At 66.0% G+C, this 19,050-nt stretch carries 18 protein-coding genes; 4 read left to right on the top strand and 14 right to left on the bottom strand.

What is annotated here, in order from left to right:
- Positions 1–2: 2 nt before the first annotated feature.
- From FJ414_RS24920 to exbB, 6 genes are all read right to left on the bottom strand, one after another.
- Entirely contained in the window at positions 3–908 is a 906-nt protein-coding gene (locus tag FJ414_RS24920) for an ABC transporter permease (protein WP_140647027.1), read from the bottom strand.
- Complete coding sequence (locus FJ414_RS24915) at positions 886–1,488, bottom strand: ANTAR domain-containing protein (RefSeq protein ID WP_140647026.1); 603 nt, start codon at positions 1,486–1,488, stop codon at positions 886–888. The genes FJ414_RS24920 and FJ414_RS24915 overlap by 23 nt, the downstream gene beginning before the upstream one ends.
- Positions 1,485–2,579 (bottom strand): transporter substrate-binding protein, encoded by a 1,095-nt coding sequence (locus tag FJ414_RS24910; protein WP_140647025.1) that lies wholly within the window; start codon positions 2,577–2,579, stop codon positions 1,485–1,487. The genes FJ414_RS24915 and FJ414_RS24910 overlap by 4 nt, the downstream gene beginning before the upstream one ends.
- Positions 2,580–2,731: 152 nt before the next feature.
- On the bottom strand, positions 2,732–3,721 hold the full coding sequence (locus FJ414_RS24905) for an energy transducer TonB (RefSeq protein ID WP_140647024.1): 990 nt from the start codon (positions 3,719–3,721) through the stop codon (positions 2,732–2,734).
- Positions 3,718–4,221, bottom strand: coding sequence for a TonB system transport protein ExbD (gene exbD, locus FJ414_RS24900; RefSeq protein WP_140647023.1), 504 nt, complete (start codon positions 4,219–4,221; stop codon positions 3,718–3,720). Before exbD ends, FJ414_RS24905 begins: the two co-directional genes overlap by 4 nt.
- A gap of 5 nt (positions 4,222–4,226) precedes the next feature.
- Complete coding sequence (exbB, locus tag FJ414_RS24895; protein ID WP_140647054.1) at positions 4,227–5,183, bottom strand: tonB-system energizer ExbB; 957 nt, start codon at positions 5,181–5,183, stop codon at positions 4,227–4,229.
- Between the two features lie 406 nt (positions 5,184–5,589).
- Between exbB and FJ414_RS24890 the strand changes: the two genes are divergently transcribed.
- The 3 genes from FJ414_RS24890 (at position 5,590) to FJ414_RS24880 (ending at position 7,632) form a co-directional block, all read left to right on the top strand.
- On the top strand, positions 5,590–6,264 hold the full coding sequence (locus FJ414_RS24890) for an isochorismatase family cysteine hydrolase (RefSeq protein ID WP_140647022.1): 675 nt from the start codon (positions 5,590–5,592) through the stop codon (positions 6,262–6,264).
- Between the two features lie 130 nt (positions 6,265–6,394).
- Positions 6,395–6,709, top strand: coding sequence for an antibiotic biosynthesis monooxygenase (locus tag FJ414_RS31905; protein ID WP_140647021.1), 315 nt, complete (start codon positions 6,395–6,397; stop codon positions 6,707–6,709).
- A gap of 8 nt (positions 6,710–6,717) precedes the next feature.
- A complete protein-coding gene (locus FJ414_RS24880) occupies positions 6,718–7,632 on the top strand; it encodes a sigma-70 family RNA polymerase sigma factor (RefSeq protein ID WP_348640022.1) in 915 nt (304 codons plus the stop codon).
- Between the two features lie 11 nt (positions 7,633–7,643).
- Here FJ414_RS24880 and FJ414_RS24875 read toward each other — a convergent pair whose 3' ends face one another.
- Together FJ414_RS24875 and FJ414_RS24870 are read right to left on the bottom strand one after the other, a co-directional pair.
- Positions 7,644–8,582 (bottom strand): LLM class flavin-dependent oxidoreductase, encoded by a 939-nt coding sequence (locus FJ414_RS24875; protein WP_140647019.1) that lies wholly within the window; start codon positions 8,580–8,582, stop codon positions 7,644–7,646.
- A 155-nt stretch (positions 8,583–8,737) separates the two neighbouring features.
- Entirely contained in the window at positions 8,738–8,893 is a 156-nt protein-coding gene (locus FJ414_RS24870) for a hypothetical protein (RefSeq protein WP_140647018.1), read from the bottom strand.
- Positions 8,894–9,190: 297 nt separating this feature from the next.
- Between FJ414_RS24870 and FJ414_RS24865 the strand changes: the two genes are divergently transcribed.
- On the top strand, positions 9,191–9,958 hold the full coding sequence (locus FJ414_RS24865) for an SDR family oxidoreductase (protein WP_140647017.1): 768 nt from the start codon (positions 9,191–9,193) through the stop codon (positions 9,956–9,958).
- A gap of 224 nt (positions 9,959–10,182) precedes the next feature.
- Here the strand turns inward: FJ414_RS24865 and FJ414_RS24860 are convergent, their stop codons facing one another.
- From FJ414_RS24860 to FJ414_RS24830, 6 genes are all read right to left on the bottom strand, one after another.
- The gene (locus FJ414_RS24860; RefSeq protein WP_140647016.1) at positions 10,183–11,127 is read right to left on the bottom strand and encodes an ABC transporter permease; all 945 of its coding nucleotides are present in this window, start codon (positions 11,125–11,127) and stop codon (positions 10,183–10,185) included.
- Positions 11,124–12,179: an ABC transporter permease gene (locus tag FJ414_RS24855; protein WP_140647015.1), complete on the bottom strand. Its 1,056-nt coding sequence runs from the start codon at positions 12,177–12,179 to the stop codon at positions 11,124–11,126. The genes FJ414_RS24860 and FJ414_RS24855 overlap by 4 nt, the downstream gene beginning before the upstream one ends.
- Positions 12,179–13,699: an ABC transporter ATP-binding protein gene (locus FJ414_RS24850; RefSeq protein WP_140647014.1), complete on the bottom strand. Its 1,521-nt coding sequence runs from the start codon at positions 13,697–13,699 to the stop codon at positions 12,179–12,181. Before FJ414_RS24850 ends, FJ414_RS24855 begins: the two co-directional genes overlap by 1 nt.
- Before the next feature lie 231 nt (positions 13,700–13,930).
- On the bottom strand, positions 13,931–14,956 hold the full coding sequence (locus tag FJ414_RS24840; protein ID WP_140647012.1) for a BMP family protein: 1,026 nt from the start codon (positions 14,954–14,956) through the stop codon (positions 13,931–13,933).
- Positions 14,957–15,124: 168 nt separating this feature from the next.
- The gene (locus FJ414_RS24835) at positions 15,125–17,200 is read right to left on the bottom strand and encodes a 3-hydroxyacyl-CoA dehydrogenase NAD-binding domain-containing protein (RefSeq protein WP_140647011.1); all 2,076 of its coding nucleotides are present in this window, start codon (positions 17,198–17,200) and stop codon (positions 15,125–15,127) included.
- 96 nt (positions 17,201–17,296) lie between these two features.
- On the bottom strand, positions 17,297–19,003 hold the full coding sequence (locus FJ414_RS24830; protein WP_140647010.1) for an MFS transporter: 1,707 nt from the start codon (positions 19,001–19,003) through the stop codon (positions 17,297–17,299).
- Positions 19,004–19,050 lie beyond the last annotated feature (47 nt).

The following is a 19,050-nucleotide window of genomic DNA, read 5'->3' as shown; positions in this document are numbered from 1 at the left end:
CATTATTCCCGCCCTCTTTGCGTCGGGTCGAGGATGTCGCGCAGCGCGTCGCCGATCAGGTTGAAGGCCAGCGCCAGCGCCAGGATCGCCGCGCCGGGGAAGAACACCAGCCAGGGCGCCGCCTGGAAATAGGTCTGGTTCTCGAAGATGATGTTGCCCCACGACGCCGTCGGCGGCTGCACGCCGATGCCGAGATAGCTGAGCGTGGCTTCGAGCAGCACCGTGGTCGAGATGCCGAGTGTGCCCCAGACGATGATGGTCGGCAGGAGATGCGGCAGGATGTGGCGGCTGAGAATACGCGGCGCGCTCGCCCCTATCGTGCGCTCGGCATCGATGAACTCGCGCTCGGAGAGCGACGAGGTTTCGGTGTAGATGACGCGCGCGGTCTGCACCCAGTTGACCAGCGCGATCACCATGGCGACGATCCACAGGCTCGGCTCGAACACCGCCGCCAGGCAGATGGCTAAAAGCAGCGCGGGAAAGGCCATCATCAGGTCGGTGAAGCGCATCAGCGCGCTGCCGATCCAGCCCCGGAAATAGCCCGCCGTGACGCCGACCAGCGTGCCGATCAGAAGCGCCACGCCGTTGGCGACGATGCCGATGATCAGCGAGGTGCGCGCGCCGAACAGGATGCGGGTCAACAGGTCGCGGCCGAGCAGGTCGGTGCCCAGCCAGAACTTGGCGTTCGGCGGCAGCGGCGAGCCTTCGAGCGTCAGGCCGTCGAACATCTGCTCGTTGGGATCGTAGCCGGTCAGCCATGGGGCGAGGATGGCGCCGGCGAGCACGATGGCGATAATGAACAGCCCGAGCAGCGCCAGCGGCCGCCTGACCAGCCGGCGCCAGACGCCAGCGCGCGGCTTTGCCGGCATCCGGCCCGTCGAAAGGTCAGGCGCGATGGGATTGGTCATCGCCGCCCTCCGCTTCGGTCATCGCCACGATGCGCCGGGCCGCTTCCTCGACGCTGATCTGCCAGTTCATCGCCAGCGATCTGAGCTGCGCGTAGGCGCGGTCGTCGTCGCTGCCTTTCGACAAAGCCGCGACCGCACGCACGATGGTCTGGCGCTCGCCGACCCGCTGGCGCAACGACGTGATCTCGCCGGCAAGCTGCCTGCGCGCCTCGAAACTCTGCCGGGCGATCAGCAGCGCGCTGTAGACGCCGGCGGTCCCGACCGGTTTCAGCAATTGCGCATCGGCCTTGTGCGACAGCGCCCATTCGATACGGCCCGGCGCCTCCGAGCCGATCAGCGCCACCAGCGGCATCGGCGCCTCGCCGGGCTTCCACGGGAACTGCTCGTCGAAGCCGAGGTCGGCGTCGAAGAACACGAAATCCGCTGCCAGCGCCTCCGCCGGCAGATGCGGCCAGCACTCGACCGCCGCGAGGCCGATCGCCGACAACTGCCTGGTGATCGCCTGCACCGTGGTGTGCGGACGATGCAGCACGAAGGCCTTGGCGCCGCCGAGATTGGGGATGCGCGCGGCGCGGCTCACGACACCACCCTGAGCCGCGGACGGCCGAAGACTTTGGCCGGATCGTAGCGCGAAAGATAGGGGTCGGGCGCCACCTCTTCCTCGCGGCTCACCACCTCGAAGAAGCCGTCGGCAATACGCCCGATGATCACCGGCAGGGTCGCATGCTGGGTGTGCGGATCGATGGCGATCGGCCCGAGGCGGGTCGCGAAGCGGCGCTCGGCGAAGGCTTTCGAGAATTCCGCCGGGCCGGCGTCCGGGTTGCCGGCAAGCACGTCCGCCATCACCTGCACCGAGGCATAGGCGGAGGCTTCGAAGGACGAGGCGAAGGCGGCCGGGCGCGGCGCGAAATAAGGCCCGGCCGACAGATGGCCCTTGCCCGTTTCGCCGATTGCCGGCAGCTCGCCCTCGGTGAGATTGCACGAAATCACCGGGCAGGCGCCAGGCTTGAAGGCCGCATCCTCTCGTCCCAGGTCGCGATAGGCAGCGAGGAAAGCATAGGACGAGGTGCCGATCAGGTTGTTGAGGATGAAATTCGGCCGCGTGACGCGGATTTCGTCGATCAGGCGCGAAACGCCGGTCTCGCCGATGCGCAGATAGCGTTCGCCGAGCACCTTGCCGCCGGCGTCGGCGATCAGGTCGCGCGCGACGCGGTTCATCTCCCAGCCCCATATGTAGTTCGAGCCGAGCAGGAAGCCGTTGGCGCCGAAACGCGGCGCGACATGAGCCATCAGCGGCACCAGATGCTGGTTCGGGCAGGCATGCATGTAGACGACATGCTCGTTGGCCTCGAAGCCTTCATACGGGCAGGCATACCAGAGCATGCCGCCCGCCTTCTCCAGCACGGGAATGGTCTCCTTGCGGCTCCAGGAGGTGATGCAGCCGACGACATGGCGGGCGCTGCTGGTGCGGAAGATGTCTTCGCAGAGCGTCGCGTAGCGGTCGGCGTTGCTTTGCGGATCGCGCTCGATCGGGACGAGCTCGATGCTTTGCGCGCGATCGGCGTTGATGTCGGCGATCGCGCGCATCGCCCCCAGCCGGCAGGCGTCGGAGACGAGCTGATAGCTGCCTGACCGGGAATAGAGGATGCCGATCTCGATACGTCGTTTCAAGCAAGGCCCCAAAAATGAAAAAGCCTCGCAGCCAGCGCCGGATGGGCGAGGCATACGAGGCATTCTTGCCGCCCGGCGACCAAAGCCGGTATTTTCGTCGAGCTACCCTATTCCCTACCGTCCGTCAGTCAAGCCTGAAAGTTGAAGGCCATCTAGTCCCGCAGGCTGAAGACGAAGGGCGCGGTGCGGGTGACGCGCGCGCCGAGTCCGGCCGGGGGGGCCGGCACGGAGGCGCCCCGTAAGGCGCCGAGCGCCGCGCGGTCGAGATCGCCGTCGCCCGAGGATCGCGCCAGTCGGGCCGAGACCACCCTGCCGGAGGTGTCGACCGTGAAGGTCACGCTCGGCGTGCCCTCGGCCCGCCTTGAGCGCGCCGCGCTCGGATAGCGGGTGTGCCGCCTGATCCATGCAGCCAGGGTGGAATTCCAGCGCGACGGGCTGACGCTGGAGCGCGGCGCCGCATCCGAGGACCGGGGTGCTGCCGCCTTCGCCGCCGCCTTGGCGTCGATGCTGGCGGTGGTCGTCGCCCTGGGTGGAGGCGCCCTTTCCTTCCTGACTCGTTCTTTCGGTTTTCCGACCGGTTTCTTCTCGGCCTTCTTCCTGGGTTCTGCCGGCTTTTGCACCTTCACCTCCGCTTCCACCGGTTTCGGTTGCGGCAGCGGAATGACGACGTCCGGGGCGATCGCCTCGACAGGGTCCGGCACGGCCTCGTCCAGCGGCTTCTGCTCGCTCAGCGCGGCAATGGCCTGTTCCGCCGGCGCGGTCTGCTCGGCTTCTTGCGTATCGTCGCCATCGGATGGCTGTTCGGTCACCGGCTCGGCCTGTTCCACCGCCGGCGCCGGGTCGGTCACCGGTTTTACCTCGACGGGCTTTTCCGTGTCCGCCGCATCGGGCGGCTCCGGCGTCACCATGTCCAGCATCGCCGCCTCTTCCGGCACGGCGGGCGCGATGACCAGCGGCGCCATCTCGACCGCCAGCGCCGGCGGCGGACCGCCATCCTGCATTTCGGCGAAACTCAGGTTCTGCACCGCATAGGCAACCGCCACATGGGCGGCCAGAATGATCGCGGCGGCGCTCGTCCACAGGCCGGCCTCACGCGCGCCGAAGCGCGGCTGGGAAATCCGGGAAAGGGCGGCGACCGTCATGGCGCCGAGTTTCCGCCCGGCGCCGGGACGAGGTTCGCGCCGGCCGCGGGCATTTCGGGCACGGCCCGCCCGCCGGCATCGCCAGCTGTTTCGAGGCCGACCAGCGCGACCTTGAGATAGCCGGCGCGGCGCAGCAGGTTCATGACTTCCATCAGGTCGCCATAGCCGACCGTCTTGTCGGCGCGCAGGAAGATGCGTGTCTGCTTGTCGCCCTTGGTGCGGTTGTCGAGCACGCCGGCAAAGGCTGGACGGGGCACGCCGTCATTGCCGATCGCCAGCGTGAGATCGGTTTTCAAAGTCAAGAACAGCGGTGTCTCGGGTCGCGGCGCCGGCGTTGCCGTCGATCCGGGCAGGTCGACATTGACGTCCACGGTCGCCAGCGGCGCCGCCACCATGAAGATGATCAACAGCACCAGGATGACGTCGATGAACGGCGTGACATTGATGTCGTGGCTTTCCTCGAGATCGTCGCCGGCAGTCTCGCGAATCCGCGCCGCCATCGCCGTTACTCCGCAGCCATGGCCGTTGCCGGCGGCACAGTGCGGAAATCGAGGTCGCGGCTGACCAGCCGCTCGACGCCGGCTGAGGCGTCGGCCAGGATCTGCCTGTAGCCGGCTATCGAGCGCGCGAAGACGTTGTAGATGACGACTGCCGGAATGGCCGCGACAAGGCCCATAGCGGTGGCAAGCAGCGCCTCGGCGATGCCGGGCGCCACGACTGCCAGATTGGTGGTCTGCGCCTGCGAGATGCCGATGAAGGCGTTCATGATGCCCCAGACGGTGCCGAACAGGCCCACGAAGGGCGCCGTCGAGCCGATGGTGGCGAGCAGGCCGGTGCCGCGCGACATGCGCCGGGCCGCCGCCGCCTCGATGCGTGAAAGCCGCGAGGCGACGCGTTCCTTCAGGCCATCGCCGGAGGCATGGTCGAGCGCGCCGGCCGAAAGCGCTCTTTCTTCTTCCGCCGCCCGCACCAGAAGCGCGGCTGGGCCGCCGCTGTGGCCAAGCTCCCGGCCGGCCTGCATCAGCGTCGCGGCGTTGCCGATCGCATCGGCGGCGCGGCGGGCCCTCAGCTTGCCGCCCAAGACCTCCAGCGACTTGGCGAGCCAGATCGTCCAGGTGACGAGGGAAGCGAAGGCCAGCCCCACCATCACCGCCTTCACGACGATGTCGGCATTCATGAACATGCCCCAGGGCGAAAGGTCATGCGGCAGTGCCAGCGAGATGGAGCGCTCTTCGCCTGTGGCGCTGTTCGGGGCCGGCTGGATGCCCGGTTCCACCGGCGTGGCGACTGGCGCCGGCGCCGCCGGCATTTGCAGGGCCGGAGCGACCGGTGCTTGCGCTGCCGGAGCCTGCTCGAGGGGGGCCTGCACGGTGGGCGCCGCCGGCTGTTCCTGCGCCTTGGCGAGGCCGGCCGAAAGAATGAGGGACGCGGCCAGCGCCGCGAAAAGACCGTTTCGGGACAAGGCTCGTCCTTGCTTCATCATTGCACATATCCGATCGGCTGGACGGGTGGACTTGCCCGAGCCGTTGTGGCCGACAAGGCCGTAAACGCGGGAACGGCGCAGCTCAAGCGAGACCGGACCGAGCAGCGTGCGTCCGTCGACGGCGAAGCGCACGGCGTCGACATGAAAGCCTGTCCCCGCTCCGGCCAACATCTGCCTCCAACGCAGCGGCCGCCATCCAAGGCAGGTGCCAGGCGGCCAATGCCGGTTGACTATGAAACATGACTTTGCAAGTCAACTATAAAGGTGACTGCGGTTATCAACAATTGCAACGCGTTCCCCAATATCGGTTCGGCACGCTGCAAGGTCTGGACGGCATGGCAGTTGCTGGGCACGATGCGCGCACAACAACCAAGGCAGGCGGCCGATGATCAAGGCGATACCCTTCGACTTTCCCTATGACGGCAGGCTGGTGCCGCAGCACACGGCGCTGCTGGTGATCGACCTGCAGGAGGATTTCCTGTCGCCGACCGGCTACTTCGCCAGGAAGGGCTACGATCCATCGCCGCTGAGAGCCATCCTGCCGGCGGTCAACCGGCTGATCGAGGCCGCTCGAACCGCCGGCCTAACCATCATCCACACCAGGCAGGGCTATCGCGCCGACATGGCCGACATGACGCCCTACGAAAAATGGCGCCGCAAGCGGGCTGGCCTCGACGGCACCGATGTCCTGCTGCGCTCCGGCCCGGGCTTCCAGATATCCGCGGACATCGACGTGGCGCCGCAGGACATCATCATCGACAAGACCTGCAACAGCGCCTTCACCTATACGGATCTGGAGCTTGTTTTGCGGGCGCGTGGCATCACGCATCTCCTGTTCACCGGCTGCACGACGGATGTCTGCGTGCACACCACATTGCGCGAGGCCTGCGACCGCAACTTCCAGTGCCTGACGATTGCGGACGCCTGCGCCAGCGGCGACCAGTATGCGCATGAAGCCGCGCTGCATATGGTGACGGTCGAGGACGGCGTCTTCGGCGCGCTGGCGGATTCGGCGGTGGTCATTGCCGCCTTGCGGCAGCTCGCGGGCGCAATGGGCTGAGGATTTCGTGGTTCCATCGAAATTTTTTTCACCCGCACCGTTCCGTTTTCGATTCCGGCTTCGTCTTGAGGGTCGTAACAGATGCGGGAGCCGCGACGGCCTCCGCCATCAGGACAAACGGAGCCAAGCCATGTCGACCACAGTGACCCTGATCAACGTCTTCACCGCCAAGCCGGGCAAGCAGCAGGAACTCGCCAACACGCTTGCCGAGGGAACGAGGGCCTTCTTCAGCAAGCAGCCGGGCTCGCTGTCGTCGTCGGTGGTCGTCGGCGACGACGGCAGCAAGGTCGCCAATATCTCGCAATGGCGTTCGGCGGAGGACATCGCCGCCTTCCGCGGCGATCCCCGCTTCGCCGATTACATGAAGAGCATCGTCGAGCTGGCCGCCGGCGAGAGCATGATGGGTCACACGATCTATTCCCATACGGGCGGGATCGAAGACTAGGAGGACGCGTGACCGGTTTGCAGGATCAGTCCGTTGCGGCGACCGAAACCAGGCTTCGCGCCTTCGAGCGCGAGGCCGCCGGCCTGAGGGCCAAGCTGCACCGCTACGGTTCGCGCATGGTCGGATCCGTCATCGATGGCGAAGACATCGTCCAGGAGGCTTTGGCCAAAGGCTTCGTGGCGATCAGGAATGGCGACATGCCCGACAAGACAGAGCCTTGGCTGTTTCGCATCGCGCACAACGCGGCCCTCGATTTCCTGCGCAAGCGGACCCGCTTGCGGGGGCGCGAAAGCGAGGTCGAGCTCGACATGATCGCCGACGAGAATTCGGCGCTGGATGCGCGCATGGCCGCCGAGGCGAGCCTAGCCGAGCTGATGCAACTGCCGCCGGCGCAAAGATGCACGGTCGTGCTGAAGGATGTGCTGGGACACAGCCTGGAGGAGATCGGCGAAATCCTCGAAACCTCCGACACGGCGATCAAGGGCGCGCTGCAGCGGGGCCGCGAGAGCCTGCGCAAGCTGGCGGCCGCGCCGCGCATGGCGCCGCCCCGCCCGGCGCTCGACCGGCAGGACGTGCGACGCCTCGGCGACTATGTGGCCGCCTTCAACGCCAGGGACTTCGATGCCTTGCGCGGGCTGCTGGCCGAGGACGTGAAGCTCGAGCTGGTCAACCGCCTGCACGCCGACGGCAAGGAATATGTCGGCAATTACTTCGGCCGCTATGCCGACGAAACGCATTGGCATTTCACGACCGGCCTTGTCGAAGGCCGGCCCGCCATCCTGGTCACCAGTCCGGAGCGTCCGGGCGGGCCGCCGCGCTACTTCATCCTCATCGATTGGGAGGACGGCCGGATCGCCGGCATCCGCGATTTCCTGTTCGCGGATTACGTCATGGACGGCCTGGATTACTCATCCCAGCCGTAGGGAGGCCGGCGTTAGCGAAGGTGGATCTCAGGGAAGGTCTGGGACGCAAGCATCCCCGGTTGCGGAACCTCCACCTCGCGCCGCGCCAGCGAATTCGCGACCAGCGTTATCGTCTCGCGCCCGATGCGGGCGATCTCGCTTGGGCGGTCGATGCCGCCGATCATGAATTCCTCGATGCCAAGCGCCGCGTAGGGCAGCAGTGCCAGGGCAATCCGCGCCGGCGGCCCGGCAAGCTCGATCGCCTTGTGATCCGAAGTGCCCGTCCAGCCGTCCGGGCGAATGCGGACAGGCAGCGCGAAGCGCAACCTGCCGGCGCGGCCATGTTCCGCCGCGGCGCCGCGCGCGCGCTGCATCAGTTGCGCGACCTCATCCGGGGAGCCGCCGGCCAGCTCGAAGACATCGGCATGCTTTCCGACGACCTTCAAGGCCGTGCTGGACTGCCCGCCGAGACGGATGGCGAGGTCGGCGCCATGCGGGGCCTTGCGCGGCACGAAGCCGCCTTTGACGCTGTAGAAGGCGCCTTCATGGTCGAAGGGCCTGTCGTTCGACCACAGGCGCTTCAACAGCACCAGATATTCGTCGATGCGCTGCCACACCACGCTGTGACCAACGGGCCGGGCCTCGGCGTCGCCGTCTTCCAGCGGTTCGCTCAGCATGCGAAGCGACAAGCGGCCGCCGCTTTTGCGGTCGAGCGCCGCGAGCTGCCTTGCCGCCACCGTCGGCTCGATCACGCCGGCCCAATGCGTCAAGACGACTTCGAGCGAACCGGTGCGGTCGAGCGTCTGCGCGGCGATGTCCATATTGGTGAGCAGCCCGGCCGGATCGTCCACCACCAGCCTGCGGAAACCGGCGTCCTCGATCAGCGACAGTCTGGTCGCGGTTTCGGCGAAGTCGTAGAAGAAGCTGCCATTGGCAGGCTTGCCTGGAACATGCGTGAACTCGATCGGCATTGCCATCTCCTCCATCACGTTGGGTCGCCCCGCTTCAAAAGCCTTCTAACCAGACCTGAGACGCTGGCGCGCGACGACGCCCTGGCGCCCGGCCAGTTTTCCACTCCGATTGCTCGACTCAGATTGTTTGACGGCGGATCTCGGCCCGCCTTGGATCAGGGGATCAGCCCCAGGATCACCGCGCCGGTGAACACGAACGCAAGCGCGAAGACGAGATAGGCGAAGGTGCCGCCATAGGCGGGCCTCCAGCTTTGATCGGCAGTCAGCCTTTGCCCCTTGCGGGCGGTCTGGGCATTCTGGCTATAGGACATATCGACCTCCGTCACGGCCATTAATCTATAAAGTTAGTAGACTTTGTCGATTGTTATTTTCGAGCGATTCCTGGAATGATTTTTTAAAAGAGGGCGGATCGTGGTTTTTCATACTCGCAGCGCAGGCGATGTAGCCGATATCGGAACATGGGCAATCTGGCCGAACAGGTTGAAAATCAGCCGTTTTCGCGGCGTTCACAGGCACAATATCCAATCGCTCGAACGGCCTTGGCCGCCTCGCGCATGACGGATAGCATCGCTTGGGCCGATATCGGCGGCACTGAAGGAGCAATAAGAATGGGTGGAAGGCTGGCGGGCAAGGTCGCCATCGTTTCGGGCGGTGCGACGGGCATGGGCGGGGCGGCTTCGGAGCTGTTTGCCGCCGAAGGCGCAAAGGTGGCGATCATCGACCGCAACGGCGAGGCGGCCGGCAAGACCGCCGCGGCGATCCGGGCGCGGGGCCATGTCGCCGAGCATTTCGTGGCCGACGTTTCGGACGAAGCACAGGTCGAGGCGGCGGTGAAGGCGGCGACGGAAAAACTCGGCCCGGTCACGGTGCTGTTCAATCACGCCGGCACGATCGTCATCAAGCCCTTCCTGGAAACGACGCTGCAGGAATGGGACTGGCTGCATGCCGTCAACGTGCGCTCGATGTTCCTGATGACGCGCGCGGTGCTGCCGGGCATGATCGCCGCCGGCGGCGGCTCGATCGTCTGCACCTCGTCGATCTCGGCGGTGGCGGCGACGCCGAACGAAGTGCTCTACGACACCACCAAGGGCGCCTGCCACATGTTTGCCCGCGCCATCGCGGTGGAGTTCCGCGACCGCAACATCCGCTGCAACGCCGTCTGCCCGGGCTTCATCCGCACGCCGCATGGCTTGCGCGAAGTGGCCGATCTCGGCAAGCTCGGCGTCGACGTCTCGGACGCGGCGATGGCCGCGCAGCAGGGCCGCATCGGCGAGCCGGAGGAAGTGGCGAAGGCGGCGCTGTTTTTGGCCAGCGACGAATCGAGCTTCGTCAACGGCGCGCATCTGTTCGTGGACAATGGGTTTACGGCGATCTGAGGCCAGCTTGGCGCCTTCCTCTCCCCCGTCGATCGGGGGAGAGGTGTCGAGCGTAGCTCGACGGAGTGGGGGTCGACCCTTGGCGCGGTGCCGAAATACTCTTGCGCCTGGGCCCCATTTCAATATTCGTTGGCGACGGTTGCAAGGTGGTTCCCCCACTCCGTCGCTGCTTCGCAGCGCCACCTCTCCCCCCTCCGGAGGGAGAGGAAAGGGCGCCTACTCGTCTACCGCTCCTCCCGTCGAAACGGCTTCAGCAGCGCCGATGGCGCCACAGCGTTGCGCGACATGACGGCCATGGCAACGATGGTGAAGATGAAAGGCAGCATCAGGAACGCTTCGTAAGGGACGTGGCCGAGGCCGCTCGCTTGCATCCTGAGCTGCAGCGCGTCGACGAAGGCGAAGAGCAGTGCGGCGCCCGCCGAGCGCCAGGGATCCCAGCGGCCGAACACCACCAGCGCGATCGCCACCCAGCCACGACCGGAGACGACGCCGAAGGTGAAGGCGTTGAACTGCGCCATGGTGAGGAAGGCGCCGGCAAGGCCCATCAGCGCGCCGCCGAGGATCACCGCCTGAAAGCGCCTGGCGATCACGCTGACGCCGGCCGAGTCCGCCGCGCGCGGGTTCTCGCCGACCATGCGCACGGACAGCCCCCATGGCGTGCGGTAGAGCACGAAGGCAGCGAGCGGGACGGCGATGATGGCGAGATAAACGAGCGTGAACTGGTTGAACACCGCCGGGCCGAGAACCGGAATGTCCGAGAGCAGCGGGATAGCCACCGGCTTGAAGCCGGTAATGCTCGGCGGCACCGATTGCTGGCCGAAGATCAGCCGATAGAGGAAATAGGCAAGGCCGGATGAGAACAATGTCACGCCGATGCCGCAGACATGCTGGCTGAGGCCCAGGGCCACCGTGAACAGCGCATGCAGCGCCCCCATCAGCATGCCGGTCAACACCGCGACAAGCACGCCCAGCCACAGGCTGCCGCTCAGGCTGGCAGCTGTGAAGCCCGCCATCGCCGAGAGCAGCATGATGCCCTCGATGCCGAGATTGAGCACGCCTGCGCGCTCGGAAAACATTTCGCCCAGCGTCGCGAAGGCGAGCGGCGTGGCGATGCGGATGATGGCGGCGAGGAAGCCGACCTGAAAAATCTGCTCGAACACCGCGCTCATGTTTGCGCTCCCACGCGGCGGATGCGGTAGGCGGTGAAGAGCAGCGCCACCAGCATGGCAAGCAGCGCCGTGCCCTGGATGACCTCGCTGAGGAAGGCCGGCACGCCGGTCGCGCGCGACATCGCCTCGGCGCCGGTCATGACAGCGGCAAGGAAGATCGCCGCCGGCACCACGCCGAGCGGATTGAGCCTGGCGAGCATCGCAACGACGATGCCGGAATAGCCATAGCCCGGCGAGATGTCGCTCATCACCTGGAAGTGCACGCCGCCGACCTCGCCAACGCCGGCGAGTCCCGCCAGCGCGCCCGAGAGCAGAGCTGTCGACAGCAGCACGCGCTGCACGTAGATGCCGGCATAGCGGGCGGCTTCAGGATTCTCGCCGGTGACGCGGATGCGGAAGCCGAGCGTGGTGCGCGCGATCAGGAACCAGCACAGCGGTGCCGCGATCAACGCCACGACGACGCCGAGATGCAGGCGCGTGCCTTCGATCAGCACCGGGAAATTGGCCGCGTCCTCGATCGGCGGCGAGATCGGGTAGCCGCTGAACGTGTCCTTCCACGGTCCCTCGATCAGCGCCATCAGCGCGTAATAGATGACCGAGTTGAGCAGCAGCGAGCTCACCACGTCGTCGACCTTGAATTTTACGCGCAAAGTGGCGGGAACCAGCGCAACGAGCGCACCTGCCGCGGCGCCCGCCAGCGCCATCAACAGCATGGCGAGATAGCCCGGCATCGGGATGGCGCCGACGAAGCAGCTTGCCACCGCGCCGGCGAGAAGCTGCCCCTCGGCGCCGATGTTCCAGAATTTGGCGCGGAAGGCGATGGCCACGGCAAGGCCGGTGAAGATCATCGGTGCAGCGCGCACCAGGGTTTCCGTGATGGCGTAGCTGTCGCCGAGCGAGGCGGACAGCATCACGCCATAGGCTTCGACCACGCCGGCGCCGGCGATGGCAATCAGGCCGCTGCACAGGATGAGCGTCGCGGCGATGGCCAAGAGCGGCAGCGCGAGATTGAACCAGGCCGGTGTCGAGGTGCGGGCTTCGAGGCGAAACATCAGGCCGCCTCCTCGGTGTGCCCTGCGCCGGTCATCATCAGGCCGAGCCTTGCGACGGTGGCATGCGCGCTGGGAAGCGTGCCGGCGATGCGGCCCTCATACATCACCGCGATGCGATCCGAGAGCATCAGCAATTCCTCAAGGTCCTCGCCGATGACGATGATGCCGCAGCCCTTGGCGCGCATGGCCAGGAACTTCTCGTGGATGAAGCGGGCGGCGCCGATATCGAGCCCGCGCGTCGGCTGCGAGACGATCAGCACCTTCGGGTCGAAGGCGAGCTCGCGGGCCAGCAGCGCCTTCTGCAGATTACCGCCGGACAGCGCGCCGGCACGCACCATCGGGCCGGGGCAGCGAATATCGTAGGCCTTGATCTGCGCTTCAGCGAAGGCACGGATCGCAGTTGGATTGAGAAGTCCCTGGCGGCTGAAGGCCTCGGTGCCGATACGCGGCAGCACCATGGAGTCGGCCAAAGGCAGATTGGTGACGAGGCCGGTCGTCATCCGGTCTTCCGGTATGCGGCCGAGGCCGAGCGCCTGCAACTCGCGCGGCGAAAACTGCGCAACCGCTTTGCCGGCTATCGTCATCGCGCCGGCCCTGGGCGGCAGCATGCCGGAAATCACATCGGCGAGCGCCCGCTGGCCGTTGCCGGAGACACCGGCGATGCCCAGGATCTCGCCCGCGCGGACGAAAAGTGAGACGTCGCGCAGCGGCGTGCCGGCATGGCCGGAGGTGGAAATGCCGTCGAGCGTCAGCGCGGCGGCGCCGGGCGCCGAAGCCTCCTTGACCGGCGGCACGATTTCGTGGCCGCACATCAGCTTCGCCATCTCGGCCGAGGTCGTTTGCGCCGGACGGTCGACGCGGCCGGCGACCTTGCCGTGGCGCAGCACCACGCAGCGATGGGTGAGGGCGCGAACTTCATTCAGCTTGTGCGAGATGAAGATGATGCCGAGCCCTTGCGCCGCCATCGAGCGCAGGGCGGCGAACAGGCCATCGACCTCAGAAGGCGCCAGCACCGCCGTCGGTTCGTCGAGGATCAAAAGCCTGGCGCCGCGAAACAGCGCCTTGATGATCTCCAGCCGCTGCTGCTCGCCGACCGACAGCGCCGAGACCGGCAGGCTTGGGTCGAGGCTCAGCCCATACTGCCGGCTGATTTCGTCCAGGCGGGCAAGCCCGCGCGCACGGTCGATGCGGCCGGATTTGCCGGGAATGCCGATCAGGAGGTTTTCCAGCACCGTCAGCCGCGGCGCGAGGTGGAAATGCTGGTGCACCATGCCGATGCCGGCGGCGAGCGCATCGGCCGAATTGTGGATGGCGACGGGCCTGCCTTCGACCAGGATCTCGCCGGCGTCCGGCGCATAGGCGCCGAACAGCACGTTCATCAGCGTCGTCTTGCCGGCGCCGTTCTCGCCAAGCAGGCCGAGGATCTCGCCCGGCGCCACGCTGAGGTCGACGGCCTCGTTCGCCTTGACGGCGCCGAAGCTCTTGGTGATGCCGCGCATTTCGATGAGTGGGGCGGACAAGGGTGCTCCTGGATTTGCGATCCGGCCAACCATGGAGGGCAGCGCTGCACCCCCTCTCTGGCCGGCCGGCAATCTTCCCCTCACGGGGGAGATCAGATGTCACGGCGGCCTTCGCCAACTTTCAATGTTGAAAGATCGAGCGCCGTCGACGGAACTGCCAATCTCCCCGCTCGAGGGGGAGATGTCCGGCAGGACAGAGAGGGGGGCCTAGCGCCGCCCCTCAACCAGGCGTCAATCCGAAACCGGCGTGTTCTCGTCGACGTCGACGCGGAAATTGCCTTCGAGGATCTCGGCCTTCTTCTTCTCGACCAGGTCCTTGACGTCGGCTGGCAGCGTCTTGTCGAACTTGTGGAAGGGCGCCAGATACGAGCCGCCCTTGGCCATGCGCGAGAAATCGCCATAGTCCTGCGCGGTGAAGACGCTGGCCTTGACCAGCTTGATCGCCTGCTCGACCGTCGGGTACATGTCCCAGACCGGGCCGGTGATGACCGTATCGGGCCCGAGGCTCGACTGGTCGGACATGTTGGAGATGGCGAAAATCTTCTTCTCGACCGCCGCCTCGATGACGCCGAAGCGCTCGGCATAGATGACGTCGACGCCGGCATCGATCTGCGCCACGGCCGCTTCCTTGGCCTTGGGCGGATCGAAGAAGGAGCCGATGAAGGCGACCTTCTTCTTGACGTTCGGATTGACCTCCTTGGCGCCGGCGAAGAAGGCGTTGACCAGCCGGTTGACTTCCGGAATGCCCATGGCCGCGACGGCGCCGACCGTGCCCGACTTCGACATCTTTCCCGCGATCATGCCGGAGAGATAGGCGGGTTCGTGGATCCAGTTGTCGAAGACGCTGAAATTCGGCTCGGCGGGCCCAGCGCCCGAGCCGAACAGCCACGCCGTCTTCGGGAATTGTTTTGCCGTGCGGCGCGATTCACGCTCGGCGGCGAAAGCGTCGCCCAGCACCAACTGGTAGCCGCCCTGCGCATATTCGCGCATCACGCGGCTGAAGTCGGCGGTCTGCACCTTTTCCGACCATTTGTATTCGATGCCCAGTTCCTTCTCGGCCTTCTGCAGGGCGACATGGATCTGATTATCCCACGGCTCCTCGATCGGCGTGGCGAAGATCGCCGCCACCTTCAGCTTCTTGTCCTTGGCGAAGGCCGCGCCGGGCAGCATGGTCGCCGCGAGGCCGAGCGCGCCGAGTTCCAGCACGTTGCGCCGCGACAGGCCGGCGCGTTGCGTCTTGCTACGTTCGTTTTCCATTGAAGTGCCCCTCTGTTCGACAGCCGTGTCGAGCCGGCCGTTCAAAAAAATGTCAGACGAGAGACTATGGAACGGTGGTTGAGATTTGTCCACATGGTCAAATTTGTTGTGCCGCCTCGCGTTCGTCATCCTCGGGTCTACGCTTCGCTTCGCCCTGGAATGACGAAGTTATGGGGCGTCGCCCGCGCCTTCCCAAGCCCCAGTCTCGGCAAACTTTCTCAGCACCGGCGCCGGCTCGAAGATCGCCCTGCCGGTCCGCCCATGCCAATGCTCCAACCGCTCGACGATCTTCGCCGCACCTTCCAGTCCGGCCCAGAACATCGGTCCGCCCTTGCCGATCGGGAAGCCGTAGCCGTTGACCCAGAGGACATCGATATCGGACGCCCGCGCGGCGATGCCTTCCTCGAGAATCTTCGCGCCCTCGTTGACCAGCGGATAAAGCGTGCGCTCGATGATCTCGTCGGCGCCGATCTGGCGCCGCGCTATGCTCAGTTCTTTCGCCTTGGCGCGGATCAACGCCTCGACCTCCGGATCGGCAACCGGCTCCCGCGCGCCGCTCTCATAGCGGTACCAGCCACGCCCGGTCTTCTGGCCGAAATGGCCCCGCTCGCAAAGCGTATCGGCGATCACCGCCGTCTGGCCGCGCGCCTTGCGGTTGCGCCAGCCGATGTCGAGGCCGGCGAGATCGCCCATCTGGAACGGCCCCATCGGCCAGCCGAAATCGGTGAACGCCTTGTCGACCTGGGCGGGCGTTGCACCTTCGAGCAACAGCGCTTCGTTCTCCGCGCCGCGCGCGGCCAGCATGCGGTTGCCGACAAAACCGTGGCAGACGCCGACGACGACCGCTACCTTGCCGATGCGCCGGGCGAGATCGGTGACCGTCGCCAGCACGTCGGGCGCGGTCTTTTCGGCCCGCACGATCTCCAGGAGCTTCATGACGTTTGCCGGCGAAAAGAAATGCATGCCGAGCATGTGCCCTGGACGCGATGTCGAGGCGGCGATTTCGTTCACGTCGAGATAGGAGGTGTTGGTGGCGAGGATGGCGCCAGGCCTGGCGACCGCGGCGAGCTTGCCGAACACCTCCTTCTTCACCGCCATGTCCTCGAACACGGCCTCGATGATCAGATCGCAATCGGCGAGATCGGCATAGTCGGTGCTGCCCTTGAACAGTCCGAGCCGCTTCTGCTTGGCCTCGTCCGTCAACGAGCCGCGGCTGACCGAAACGGCATAGTTCTTGTCGATTGTCGCCAGCCCGCGCCGCAGCGCTTCTTCGCTGGTCTCGACCAAAGTCACCGGCAGACCGCCATTGGCGAAAGCCATGGCGATGCCGCCGCCCATCGTGCCGGCGCCGATGACGCCGATGCGTTCTATCCGGCGCTTCCGCAGGTCCTTGCCGGGAATCTTGGCCGCCTCGCGCTCGGCGAAGAACAGATGCCGCTGCGCCCGGGACTGGTCGCCGGAAACGAGTTTCAGGAAAAGCTGCCGCTCGGCCGCGAGCGCCTCGTCGAACGGCAACGTGATCGCGTTGCGGACGGCTTCGGCGCAGGCAAGCGGCGCTTCAAGTCCGCGGGCCTTCCTGGCCAGTTCCACCCTCTGGGCGTCGAAGGCGGCGAAATCGGTCCCGGCAAGGCGGTCGTTGCGGTCGCGCACCGGTGTGAACTGGCCGCCCTGCTCGACCATTTCGCTGGCGAAACGAATTGCTTGAACAATCAGATCGCCATCGAAACCCGCATCCACCAATCCGGTGGCCTTGGCTTCGTCGGCCGAAATCGGCGTTCCGGAAACGATCATGCCGAGCGCTTTCACAGCACCCACAAGGCGTGGCAGTCGCACGGTGCCGCCGCCGCCCGGCAAAAGGCCGAGCTTCACTTCGGGCAGGCCAAGTTTGGCGCCGCGATCGGCGACGCGGAAATGACAGCCCAATGCCAGCTCCAGCCCGCCGCCGAGCGCGGTGCCGTGGATCGCGGCGACCGTCGGCTTGGCGATGGTTTCAAGCAAGGCGATGATGGCGCGCAGTTCCGGCTGCTGGACCGGCTTGCCGAATTCGGTGATGTCGGCGCCGGCGACAAAGGTGCGCCCGGCGCAGGCGATGACGATCGCGCTTGCGGCGGGATCGTCGCGCAAAGCGGCGAGCGCCTCGTGGAGAGGCTTGCGGACGTGAAAGCTCAGCGCATTGACCGGCGGGTTGTCGATGGTGACCACCGCCACGCCGTTTTCGTTCGCGACGCTGACAAAACTGGACAAGCGGAACCTCCCGAGACCGGCTGCAATCGCGCAAGGGTTTACTAGGCAGCGACCTGAATGGGAACCCGATGCAGCGCTGGCCTAACGCTTGACCGTTTAACGTCGACTTGCTGCCTCGGCGGCCAGGTTCTCTGAAAACTCCGCCTCGGCGCCGCGGCCGCCGCGCCAGGAGGCGAAAGCGGCGACCAGATAGAGGATCGCCGAGAAGGTGAAGGCGAAGACCAGCCCGTGCTTGAACGGCCCCGACATCAGCTCGGGGAAGAACTGGTTGCCGGTCAGTGTCGCGGCGTTGGCCGGCGGCAAAGCGTGAAGCACGTCGGCCGGGATCAGTTCGCCCATCGGGTTGTAGCCGAGGAAGGCGGCGAACAGGCTAGCGACCGGCGGCATGTTGGCGACCTGGTGCGCGATCGCCTCCGGCACATGTTGCGCCAGAAGGCCGGCTTCCATCGTCGCCGGCAGTCTGGCGGCGAGCCCGGCTAGCATCAGGCTGAAGAACAGGCCGATCGACAGCACCTGCCCGGCATTGGTGGTGGTGGCGCGCATGCCCGACGCCTGGCCGCGCTCGCGCGCCGGCACGGAATTCATGATCTGCGTCGAGTTCGGCGCCACGAACAGGCCGGAGCCGAGGCCGTTGAGGAAGAGCAGGCCGGCAAAGGCGATGTAGGAGAAGTCGGCGGGCAGCAGCATCAGCGCGACGAAGCTGGCCGCGCCCGCGACCATGCCGCCAACGGCGAAAGGCACGCCGCCGATGCGGTCGGAGAAATAGCCCGAGATCGGCCCGGCGATCAGGAAGCCGATTGTAAGCGGCAGCATGAAAATCGCCGACCAGAGCGGGGTCTGCTCGAAGGAATAGCCGTGCAGCGGCAGCCAGATGCCCTGCAGCCAGACGATCAGCATGAATTGCAGGCCGCCGCGCGCGATGCCCGACGCAAGATTGGCGATGTTGCCATAGGCGAAGCCCGGAATGCGGAACAGCGACAGGTCTAGCATCGGCTTGGCGACACGGTTTTCGACGATCACGAAGGCGATCAGCGAGACGATGCCGATGCCAAACAAGGTCAGCACTTTCGGGCTGGTCCAGGCCATCACCTGGTCGCCATAGGGCTGCAAGCCATAGGTGATGGCGGTGAGGATCATGACCAGGCCGAGGCCGAAGCTGATATTGCCCAGCCAATCGATGGTGTGGCTGGAGCGGTTCGGCGCTTCGTGCAGCTTGAGATAGGCCCAGATGGTGCCGACAAGCCCGAACGGCACGTTGATCCAGAACACCAGCCGCCAGTCGGTGTCGGCGAGCAATCCGCCGATCAAAAGGCCGATGAACTGGCCGCCGATCGCCGCCACGACATTGATGCCGAGCGCGAAGCCGCGTTCGTTCTCGGGGAAGGCGTCGGTGAGCAGCGCCGTGGAATTGGCCATGATCAGCGCGCCGCCGATGCCTTGGATGATGCGGACGCCGATCAGATACATGACGGCGAAATCGCCTTGTCCCGGCAGAAGGCTGAGCGCGATGGAGGCGGCGGTGAAGATGGCGAAGCCGAGATTGTACATCTTCGCCCGGCCGAACTGATCGCCCAGCCGGCCGAAGGCGACGACCAGCACGGCGGTGGCGATCATGTAGCCGATGATCGCCCAGAGCAGGTAATTGATGTTGCCGGGGTCGAGCGCCTTGAGGCCGATGCCGCGAAACACCGCCGGCAGGCTTATCAAAAGGATCGAACCGTTGATGGCTGCGGCCAGCATGCCGAGCGTGGTGTTGCTCAGAACCATCCATTTGTGGCTCTGCGGGCGGTCCTGTCTGGTCATGGCGTCCAAATCCGGCGCTGCTGGCGCGTCGAGGGCCGGCAGGCTAT

The sequence above is a fragment of the Mesorhizobium sp. B3-1-6 genome, from assembly GCF_006439555.1.
Classification (GTDB): Bacteria; Pseudomonadota; Alphaproteobacteria; order Rhizobiales; family Rhizobiaceae; genus Mesorhizobium.
Note: the sequence above shows the minus strand (reverse complement) of the source record. Positions and strands in the feature narration are given on the sequence as shown.